Here is a 6,897-nt window from a genome sequence, read left to right on the forward strand (position 1 = left end):
TCGTCAATATCCCTGAGGCCCGTTCAGCAGACCAAACGTAGCGGTTCCTGTGTGATGTCCTTTTTCAGCGCGAGCGTTATCGGCCAACCTCTCCTTGCACAATCAAGGTAATCACTCCACCACTGCGCCATGCAGACGCGCTCTGCCCACGACTGGTCCTCGGTCCGCAGTATCCGCATGACCCGGTAAGGCTTCGTACCGCAAAGACCCAGCGCCCGTTCGATCGCATCAGGGTTCCACAGGCCCGATTCGTTGAGAAAGGTGGAGGCGGTAGCCCTCAGGCCATGCGCGGTCAGCTCATCCTTGGAATAGCCCATGCGCCGGAAGGCAGCATTAAGCGTGTTCTCGCTCATCGGGCGGATGCCGCTGCGGGCCGAGGGAAAGACATAGCCTTCGGTCCCCAGCATGGTGGCAAGCTCGGTCAGGTAGCCGACCACCTGCGTCGAGAGCGGCACCGCATGCGGCCGGCGAGCCTTCATCTTCCCAGCGGGGATCTTCCAGACCCCGTCTTCAAAATCGATCTCGTGCCACTCGGCATGGCGCAGCTCGCCCGGCCGGACGAAGACATGCGGCGCGATCTGGAGAGCATACTTGGTGACCAGGTGGCCGGTGTAGTCATCAATGGCGCGCAAGAGACCGCCGAGCTCCTTGGGCTCGAGGATCGCTGCATAGTGCTGAGCGCGCGGTGTCACGAGCGCGCCCTTCAGCATCGCGGTGGGGTCGGATTTGCAGCGGGTGGTGGCAACCCCGTAGCGAAACACGCGCCCGGCGAAAGAGCGGCACTTCTTTGCGGTCTCGTGCTTGCCGTTTGCCTCGAGGCGCTTGAGGGGCGCCAGCACTTCAAAGGGTTCGATCTCATGGATCGGGCGCTTGCCGATGGCGGGCGTGAGCTGCTCGAGGAAGTAGTTGGCTTTGACGAGGGTCGCCTGGGCTAGTCCGTTCTTGACCATCATCTGCTCAATGTATTCCCGCGCCACCGCCTCGAAAGTCTGGGCCGAGAGGAGTTCGTTGCGGATCTTCCTCTTTCGCTTTTCGAGCGCGGGGTCACCGCCTGACGCGACAGTATGTCTCGCCTCGTAGGCGACATCGCGGGCCTCCTTCAGGCTGATTTCGGGGTAGGGGCCGATCGACAGCTTCTTCTCGGTCTTGCCGACCCGGTAGCGGAATCGCCACAGCTTGCCGCCTGACGGGGTGACCTCGATGTAAAGACCGCGCTGGTCGGCGACCTTGTAGGGCTTGTCTTTGCTCTTGAGCGTGCGAAGCTTGGTTTCGGTAAGAGGCATGTGGGCCTTCTCCCAATGGGGTTTTCGCATGAGCCCACATAAGGCCCACAAAAACGTCTGGAGCGCCTGGGAAATGCTGGGACGATCCGAGACTATCCAAGGGGCAAATCCCTAGGATTTCTGCGGCTTCTATACATTTTTTGGGATGTTCTGGGAAGAACAAAGCATGATCATTAGCGGCGTGCCTGACGGTCAAGTTGCGGCTCTGCTCGCTGGTTTCATATCGGGTTAAGCTCGCATCCCTAGCCGGCTGCCGCCACGCAGAGGATCTTCAACATCCCTGTTCCGGGCTCGGGCACCGAAGAATTCGGCGCGAGCCTGATGCTCTCGATGTAAGCATTCAGCAAATCCCCGTTGCCAGCCACGTTGAATATCGCTTCTGGTCTGCGAAAGCTGATCAATTGCTGGCTCCACAAGGTAGTTGCGATCCCGACGTTAGGCCAAATCTGGGAAATCGTCCCTCGAAGAAACAACAATCGCTCTCCGGACCACATGCCGCCCAAATAGCGCTTTGCTTCGCGGCCGCCCATCGACTGTGTCACTGAGGGACGCTTTATATTGGCACTGGCTACCGCTCGTAGGCGATTCCGGCGCTGATCATCGGCCCGCCCTTGCCAAGAGCCGGAAGAGTTGTCCGGCGGGTGCCAAGTGGCCGTTACTGATCAATGGTAAGAAGTTCGCAAGCCTAACGCGATTTTAAGGGCTTTGCGGCCATCACCCGCGGCGCAACCGGGACGATGAAACGATGAATGCTCCTTTCCATGCAACAGCGGCACTTGGACGCAAGGCGCTTGGCCAGGTTGTGCCCGAGCACCAGGTTGCCGTGATCGGCCTCGGATACATCGGATTGCCTACCGCTGCCCTGCTCGCCAGCTATGGGTGGAGCGTATGCGGCGTGGACGTCTCCCAAAACGTCGTCGATACGGTCAATAGCGGCGGCGTGCATATCGAAGAGCGCGATCTCGAAATGCTCGTGCGAAATGCCATCACTGCCCAAACATTGGTCGCCTCGACCGAGGTCCCAACGGCAAGCTTTTACATGATTGCGGTTCCGACGCCGCTAGGCGAGTACAACTTGCCGGACATCTCCTATGTCGAGGCCGCAGCAAGAGCGATTGCCCCCAAGATCGTCCCCGGCGCCTGCATCATTGTTGAGAGCACCTCACCGGTTGGCACCACCGAGCGGGTCGCCGAAATCATTGCCACTCTCCGGCCCGATATCGTGGTGCCGCGCGATGGGAGCGATGATGATGCTGACATCGCGCTGGCCTATTGCCCCGAACGTGTGCTCCCGGGGCGGATCGTCAATGAACTGGTCCACAATGACCGCGTAATCGGCGGGGTCACTGCTGCCTGTGCCGAGCGTGCTGCGGTACTCTACACCAGCTTTGTGAAGGGAGATTGCCTTTACACCAGCGCACGGGTGGCAGAGACTGTGAAGCTCGTCGAGAACAGTTTCCGTGACGTCAACATCGCCTTTGCCAACGAACTCTCGATGATCGCGGAGGAGATCGGGGTAGACGTCTGGGAGGTGATCCGCCTCGCCAACCGACACCCCCGCGTCAACATCCTTCAACCGGGCCCCGGTGTGGGCGGTCATTGCATCGCTGTCGACCCCTGGTTCCTTGTCGCCGGCGCTCCGGAGTCCGCCCGGCTCGTGCGCACGGCGCGCGAGGTCAATGACCATAAGGCCGTGCACACCGAGCGTCGCATTCGCGCGCTGCTCGAGGCTGCGCCTGAAGGAAAGATCGCGCTGCTCGGTTTGGCATTCAAGCCGGACATCGATGACTTCCGCGAAAGCCCGGCGCTTGAAATTGCCGAGGCGCTTTCCCTTACCCATGGGCCGCGGGTTCTGGTGGTCGAGCCCTTCACGGACCAATTGCCCAGATATCTTGCAGGCACCGGCGCACAGCTGGTGACGCTCGACGCGGGGCTCAGGCAGGCCGAGATCGTGGTCGTTCTGGTCGACCATACGGCCTTCAGACACCTGACCCCGGTTGATCTGGCAGGCAAGATCGTCTTCGATACCAGGGGCATGCTGCGTCGATGAATTCGGCCTCCGATAAACAACGGATCCTTGTAACCTTCGGGACGCGGCCCGAGGCGATCAAGATGTTCCCGGTAGTCTTCGCGCTGCGCCAGACGCGACGTTTCGACGTGAAGGTGGTCGTCACGGCCCAGCACCGCGAACTGCTCGATTCGGTCCTCTCCATGGCCGGTATCACTCCCGATCTCGATCTTGATCTCATGGTCCCGGACCAATCCCTCGAATGCCTTGCAAATCGGATCCTAAGCCGATTCACCGAGGCTTTGGACAGCATGCGACCCGACCGCGTGCTGGTGCATGGCGACACCCTCACAACCATGATGGCATCGCTCGCATGCTATTTCCGCCGCGTGCCCGTAGGCCATGTCGAGGCTGGCCTGCGCAGTGGTAACATCTACTCGCCCTGGCCCGAAGAAGTGAACCGCAAGGTCACCGGCGTCATCGCCGACCTTCACTTCGCACCGACGCAAACGGCAGCGGCGGCCCTGCGCGCCGAGAACGTTGCCGAGCAATCGATCCACGTCACCGGAAACACAGTCATCGATGCCTTGCTCTTTGCCAAGAGCAGGATTGCCGCAGACCCAGACCTGGCGCCGGCCATCACACCGCTCATAGAACGCTTTGCCGGCAAGAGGATCATCGCAGTCACTGCTCACCGAAGAGAGAATTTCGGCGAGGGCATGCAGGCGATCTCCCTGGCACTGCAAAAGATCGCACAACGCAAGGATATCGCGATCATTTACCCTGTTCATCCCAACCCGAATGTGGCCGATGTGATGAGGCCCGCGCTTGCAGGGCAGCCCAACATTGCGCTCGTCAGCCCACTCGATTACCTTGATTTTGTTGCGATGCTCTCAGCCTGCGAAATCGTGCTCACCGACTCCGGTGGCATTCAGGAAGAGGCGCCGAGCCTCGGCAAGCCGGTACTGGTCATGCGCGACACCACCGAAAGGCCCGAAGGCGTAGCAGCCGGCACCGCGAGGCTCGTCGGCACGGATGCAACCGCCATCATAGAGACCACCAATCTGCTTCTGGACGATGAGGCGGCGTATCAGCGCATGGCGCGAGCCCACAATCCCTATGGCGACGGGGCGGCCAGCCAGAAGATCGCGGCACTGCTTTGAACCTTAGCCGATCCTAGCGCGCGCCCGTCCGAGGTCTTCAGGCAGCGCGTTGCGCTATGCGGCCCGTTACCCTGGTAATCGCCACCCTGTTCCGCAAACAAGCTGGCCTGGTCATCTCCGCAAGCTCAAGGTCTTCATTTGCTCGAACGAAGACCCGATCCTCGCGCGCCACGACGATGGTGAAGGCAGCGCCCGGGCTCAATTGAGCAGCGTTCGGCGGCAATCCCCCTGTTCAGCAAAGCGAGAAAGACCCCGGCCGCTTACGCAAGAAATATCACAGCTGTACCCAGGCACTTAGTCCAAGAATGAAACTGCCCGCCAAAATGACAATGGCGAGGTCGATCTCCCACCACCATCCGGCACGCGCCTCGTCGCTCGAAATTCCGAAGACTGAGGCAACCGCAGAACGGGCAAGGTACAGGAGACTTTTGCGTCGCATCACGCCCGGAGCTTAACGCATCAGCGTGCTGACGGCCAGAGAGTGGGACAGGAATAGATCGGGATGCTTAACGGGCTCTGCCAGTAAAGCCGCGCGAGCCAGTCCCAGTGTAGGCGCATCACTGAAATCAGGCGAGCCCGAGTTTTCTTTCCCGGCGCGCCCGCGCCTTTTGTGTTCTCAGAACGGTGCCCACAAAGCCAAACCCCAGACCAACCATCATCCAGGTCGAGGGTTAGGGAACGGCCGTCGGCACACGCACATCGGCGCCAGGTGAACTCGCTCGAAGGAATGTAACGTTAAGCGCGTTGCCCAAGAACGAGACAAAATCGTTGCTTCCAGCTCCCGGGCACCGGGGTTGAGATAGATCGCATTGGGATTGCCCAGAATATCCGTATTCGATGCCTTCATCGCTCTGGTGAGCACGAAACGGTACTGTCCCGTGTCGATGCAATTCTGCGCAAGGCTGGCAAGCGCATTCTTAGATCGTGCTGACCTTCGCTCAGGCATCACCCGCGAAGAATGAGAGGCTTCATCTTGCTCACGCAACCACCCGCAGGCGCGGCAACGACCTCGAGCTGATCCGCCACGCAGCCAAAGTACTCGCCCTGCCAGAGCAGCGGCAAATAATTTTAGTACGGCAGTGGCTCCCAACCCGGCCACCCACATGCTTTGGCGGCATCTGCCGCTTCTGAGGCTGTGACATCGAAGAGCGTCATGCGACATAAAGTTCCGTCAGGCAGGCTCCAATGGTATGTTACTGCGTCGCGCTTGCCGTGTTCGCCAACCATCTTTGTCCCCCCCCCGGTGCCCCACCTCCTCTATCCAATGCGAACGCACGACGGCATCACAAAAACGCGGATGTCCCTATGCTGCACATTTGCTGCCCGAAGAATAACAGGTGGGGTCCGAGCCACAGATGCGCGCTTCCTGCGCAACGCCAGCCTGGCATGCTTCTTTTCTGGCGCGATCCGCACACAAAAGGAGCCGGCGCGGTGTCTAGGCACGCCGGCTCCACGATACGCCAAGGTAGATGTTGACGCCTTGGGAAGGTATCATTTGCAGCATCGATTTCAAGCCAAAAGAAAATGCCGCATCGGCGTTGAGAAAGGACTGTCGCATGACAGCGCACAGTCGCTACGGCGCTGTCCATCGCCGCCTGCTTACTTGTTGCAACCGGCTCGTGTTAGTGGCCAACTGGTGCGTGAAGGTGCCTGGGCTCTCATTGGGTCGGTAGTGGACGTATCGCCAGAATGACAGTTTCGTCTGTCAATGTTGCACGACTCGGCAGACCCATTTAGGTCAGAGCCTGCTCGCGATGTCCCAACCTCTGCGAGCCGGGGCGGTGGACCACGACCCGGGTCGCAGCCGCCCCGCACACCTCATTACCAAGCCCGGGCTCGTACCACACCACTGATGGCTTCCCATCCAAGCGCGGGTCACCAGGCAAGCAGGGCTTTGGAGCGCTTTTGAAAGCGGAACAATCAGTGAGGTGTTCATGTCGCGCCGGCTTTCTCATTACAGACCACACTGTTGAAGTAAGGCCCTTCCGCACTGGGGAGTGGATGGGCTGTTTCGCTATACGCTAGATGGTTAGAGCCAGATGCTTAGCTAGCCTCACAAAGCATGAGTCGAATTACGGACGCCTAGAGGAGCGGGCGCCACCAGGCTTCGTGGTCGAGATACCAGCGCAGCGTTTGACGCAGGCCGTCCTCGAAACCGTGGGCCGGCGCATAGCCGAGTTCGGCCCGGGCCTTGGTCTCGTCGATGGCGTAGCGGCGGTCGTGGCCGGCGCGGTCGGTGACGAAGGTCTTGAGGATGCGCGTGGGCTCGCCCCTCGCGGCCGGCGCGTCGGGGTAGCGCCCGGCGAGGCCCTCGATCTCGGTGAAGGCGCGGTCGACTTCGGCGCAGATGGTGTCGATCACGGTCATGTTGGGCAGTTCCGCCCCGCCGCCAATATTGTAGGTCTCGCCCGGTTGGCCCTTGAGCAGACAGGCCTCGATCCCA

At 60.5% G+C, this 6,897-nt stretch carries 5 protein-coding genes; 2 read left to right on the forward strand and 3 right to left on the reverse strand.

Translation table 11 applies throughout. From position 1 onward, the window contains the following. Window positions 1–23: 23 nt before the first annotated feature. Both CBR61_RS16635 and CBR61_RS16965 read right to left on the reverse strand, forming a co-directional pair. Window positions 24–1,283, reverse strand: coding sequence for a tyrosine-type recombinase/integrase (locus CBR61_RS16635; protein ID WP_088915367.1), 1,260 nt, complete (start codon window positions 1,281–1,283; stop codon window positions 24–26). 242 nt (window positions 1,284–1,525) lie between these two features. Then, window positions 1,526–1,825 (reverse strand): hypothetical protein, encoded by a 300-nt coding sequence (locus CBR61_RS16965; RefSeq protein WP_157696654.1) that lies wholly within the window; start codon window positions 1,823–1,825, stop codon window positions 1,526–1,528. Window positions 1,826–2,028: 203 nt separating this feature from the next. On the opposite strand from CBR61_RS16965, the gene wecC reads away from it, so the two are divergent. Both wecC and wecB read left to right on the forward strand, forming a co-directional pair. Beyond that, window positions 2,029–3,333, forward strand: coding sequence for a UDP-N-acetyl-D-mannosamine dehydrogenase (gene wecC, locus CBR61_RS16640; RefSeq protein WP_088915368.1), 1,305 nt, complete (start codon window positions 2,029–2,031; stop codon window positions 3,331–3,333). Next, window positions 3,330–4,454, forward strand: coding sequence for a non-hydrolyzing UDP-N-acetylglucosamine 2-epimerase (gene wecB, locus CBR61_RS16645; protein WP_088915369.1), 1,125 nt, complete (start codon window positions 3,330–3,332; stop codon window positions 4,452–4,454). Before wecC ends, wecB begins: the two co-directional genes overlap by 4 nt. 2,082 nt (window positions 4,455–6,536) lie before the next feature. Here wecB and CBR61_RS16650 read toward each other — a convergent pair. Continuing rightward, window positions 6,537–6,897: GDP-mannose 4,6-dehydratase (locus CBR61_RS16650; protein WP_172835993.1), on the reverse strand; the 361-nt coding region annotated here is incomplete at its 5' end.

It is taken from the genome of Porphyrobacter sp. CACIAM 03H1, assembly GCF_002215495.1.
GTDB lineage: Bacteria > Pseudomonadota > Alphaproteobacteria > Sphingomonadales > Sphingomonadaceae > Erythrobacter.